At 70.1% G+C, this 3,089-nt stretch carries 5 protein-coding genes; all 5 read right to left on the bottom strand.

Features of this window, described 5'->3' with window-relative positions; all coding sequences use genetic code 11:
- Window positions 1–157: 157 nt before the first annotated feature.
- Window positions 158–580 (bottom strand): 23S rRNA (pseudouridine(1915)-N(3))-methyltransferase RlmH, encoded by a 423-nt coding sequence (locus tag ACFE7F_RS15785; protein ID WP_375404798.1) that lies wholly within the window; start codon window positions 578–580, stop codon window positions 158–160.
- Window positions 581–584: 4 nt separating this feature from the next.
- A complete protein-coding gene (gene rsfS / locus ACFE7F_RS15780) occupies window positions 585–950 on the bottom strand; it encodes a ribosome silencing factor (RefSeq protein ID WP_375404800.1) in 366 nt (121 codons plus the stop codon).
- Between the two features lie 113 nt (window positions 951–1,063).
- On the bottom strand, window positions 1,064–1,687 hold the full coding sequence (locus tag ACFE7F_RS15775; protein WP_375404799.1) for a nicotinate-nucleotide adenylyltransferase: 624 nt from the start codon (window positions 1,685–1,687) through the stop codon (window positions 1,064–1,066).
- Window positions 1,684–2,055, bottom strand: coding sequence for a hypothetical protein (locus ACFE7F_RS15770; RefSeq protein WP_375404797.1), 372 nt, complete (start codon window positions 2,053–2,055; stop codon window positions 1,684–1,686). The genes ACFE7F_RS15775 and ACFE7F_RS15770 overlap by 4 nt, the downstream gene beginning before the upstream one ends.
- Window positions 2,052–3,089 (bottom strand): ATP-dependent metallopeptidase FtsH/Yme1/Tma family protein (locus tag ACFE7F_RS15765; protein WP_375404796.1); only part of this gene is annotated, 1,038 nt, incomplete at its 5' end. The genes ACFE7F_RS15770 and ACFE7F_RS15765, both read right to left, overlap by 4 nt.

Here is a 3,089-nt window from a genome sequence, read left to right as displayed (position 1 = left end):
GCGCGAGCGCACCCGCGCGGGCGGCGGCGACGGCCGCGCCGCGCCTGGCGATCGACAGGCGGCGTTGCTGGCCGGCGGTGTCGGGGGCCTGCGCGGCGACGCTCCCCGCAAGCGCGAGCGCCGTCGCCAGTCCGGCCGGGACGCGCACCCTCATCCGCTAACCCTCGCGGTGATAGGGATGGTTGGCGAGGATGCTCGTCGCTCGGAACAGCTGCTCCGCCAACATCGCGCGCGCGAGCAGGTGCGGCCAGGTCGCGCGCCCGAACGAGAGTAGCAGGTCCGCGCCCGCTCGCGCATCGTCGTCGAAGCCGTCGGCCGCGCCCAGCAGGAAGCGCGTCTCGCGTACTCCCTCGTCGCGCCAACGCTCCAGCCGACCGGCGAGCGCGCGCGAGGCTAGCGCATCACCCGTCTCGTCGAGCATCACTCGCTTGGTGCGCGGCGGCTCGAGCGGGGACTTGCCGCCGCCATCCGGCAACTCGGTCACGCGCGTCGGCCAAGGGATACGCTCCAGATACCGATCGACCAGCTCCGCCTCGGGCGAGCGGCCGATGCGGCCGCGCGCGACGATGTGGAGCAACACCCGTTCAGGCTTGTACGGGCGGCGGCGCGACCGGGTCGGCGGTAGCGGTCGGGTTCAGCGTGTCGCCGAACGCCCACATCTTCTCCAGATTATAGAATGTCCGCACCTCGGGTCGGAAGATGTGGACGATCACGTCACCTGCGTCGATCAGCACCCAATCGGCGGTCGGCAAGCCTTCGATGCGCGCGGGCCGCTTGAACTGACCCTTGATCTTCTCGGCGATCTTGGCCGCCATCGACGCGACCTGGCGCGTCGATCGACCGCTGGCGATCACCATGTGGTCGGCGATCGTCGTCTTGCCTGCGAGCGGGATCGTCATGAGGTCGACCGCCTGGTCGTCCTCGAGCGACTGCATGATGACGCGGTGCATGGCCGCGATCTCCTGCGCGTCGCCGGTGCGCGGCGGCGCAAGGGGTGCGCGCGGCGGCGCCGGGGGGGTGCGCGACGGCGAGGGGGCGGTGGAAGTGACGGGCAAAACGGCTCCTAGTTTCGGGGTTGGTCGGGTTGGTGCAAACGGCGGTGCCAGTCCGGATCGGCCGCGCGGATCGCGGTCGCGGAAGTCGGGTCGGGGCGGAAGCGCAGCAGCATGAGCGCCGGCAGTCTCCACGTCGTCCATCCGGTCGCTCGGCTCGCCGGTCGCCGGCGTCGCCCGAGCCAGCCCATCGCCGGACCAGCGAGAGCAGTACGGTCATACCCCGGCCGCGCGATCACCGCAATCGCGACCTCGCGCGCGACCCCGCGCCAATCGCGCCAGCGGTGGAACTGCGCCAGATTGTCCGCGCCCATCAGCCAGACGAAACGTGTATCCGGATGCCGGCGCTTGAGCGCGCGTACCGTATCCACCGTATACCGCGTGCCGAGCCGCGCCTCGAGCGCAGTCGCCCGGATCGGCGCGAGCCGGGCCATGCGCTGCGCCGAGGCCAGCCGCGCTGCGAGCGGGGCCATGTCGTCCGCGCCGTCCTTCAGCGGGTTGCCGGGCGAGACCAGCCACCACGCCTCGTCGAGCCGGAGCGCGCGGATCGCCGCCAGCGTCACGCGCCTGTGGCCGCGGTGCGCCGGATTGAACGACCCACCGAGCAGCCCGACCCGCCTAACTGATCCGGTCAGCGGCAGGGAAAGCGCGTCGCCATCGCGCGAATGAAGCCGTCCTTGAGGCTGATCCCGCGTTCGGCCGGCGGGATCGCGCTCATCGCGCTCATCAGCTCGGTCGGGCCCATCTTCGCGCCCTTGGGCGGGCAGGCGCGCGGCGGCAGGCCGGCGGCGCGGCGTTGCTCACCCTCGACCCTCAGCTGTTGCGCCACCCCGGTCATCTCACGCCGGAGCAGCCCGAGATCGCCCGACGCCATCGATACCGGCCGATTCGACCCAAGCCCGTTGGCCTTGGCGAGGAACTCACCCACCGTCATCGCCGCTTCGGCGGGCGCGGCCAAGCCGAATGCGACGACCGAAGCCGGCACGATCCGCCTCAGCGTCACGCCCCGAGCGGGCTCGGCGTACCGAACGGACCGCTCGGCCGCCGCGTCTTGGGCACGCTGGTTCCCGCGCGCGGGATGTTCGTCTTGGGTCCGATGTCGGTACGGTCAATCCCCTCGCCCGCGATCAGCTTCTTGATCTCGTCGCCCGACAGCGTCTCATGCTCGAGCAACGCGTCGGCCACGGTGTGGAGCTGCTCGACATGGTCGGTCAGCACCTGCCGCGCGCGGTCCAGCCCGCCTTCGACAATGCGCTTGATCTCCGCATCGATCAGCTCTGCCATCTGGTTCGACATGCGCGCCGGACGTCCGGACGAATAGCCCAGGAAGCTCTCGCCCTCGGGTTCGCCATATTCGACAGGCCCGACCTTGTCCGACATGCCCCAGCGCGTGACCATGTCGCGCGCCAGGTTGGTCGCGTACTGGATGTCCCCGGAAGCGCCCGAAGAGACCTTGTCGTAGCCGAAGATGATCTCCTCGGCGATCCGCCCGCCCATCGAAACCGACAGGTTCGCGTACATCTTGTCGCGGTGATACGAATAGCTGTCGCGCTCGGGCAATCGCATGACCATACCCAGCGCACGACCGCGCGGGATGATCGTTGCCTTGTGGATCGGGTCGCTCGCATGCTCGTGCATCGCGACGACGGCGTGACCCGCCTCGTGATAGGCGGTCATCCGCTTCTCGTCGTCGGTCATCACCATGCTGCGGCGCTCCGCGCCCATCATGACCTTGTCCTTGGCCTCCTCGAACTCGGCCATCGCGACCAGGCGCTTGGCCTTGCGCGCCGCCGTCAGCGCGGCCTCGTTGACCAGGTTGGCGAGGTCCGCGCCCGAGAAGCCGGGCGTACCGCGCGCGATCACGCGAGCATCTACGTCGGGCGCGAGCGGCACCTTCTTCATATGCACTTCGAGGATCTTGATCCGGCCCTCGATATCCGGGCGAGGCACGACGACCTGGCGGTCGAAGCGGCCCGGACGCAGCAGCGCGGGGTCGAGCACGTCGGGACGGTTGGTCGCCGCGATGATGATGATGCC

This window comes from uncultured Sphingomonas sp. (genome assembly GCF_964235535.1).
Classification (GTDB): domain Bacteria; phylum Pseudomonadota; class Alphaproteobacteria; order Sphingomonadales; family Sphingomonadaceae; genus Sphingomonas.
This window is presented reverse-complemented; position numbering and strand designations above follow the sequence as displayed.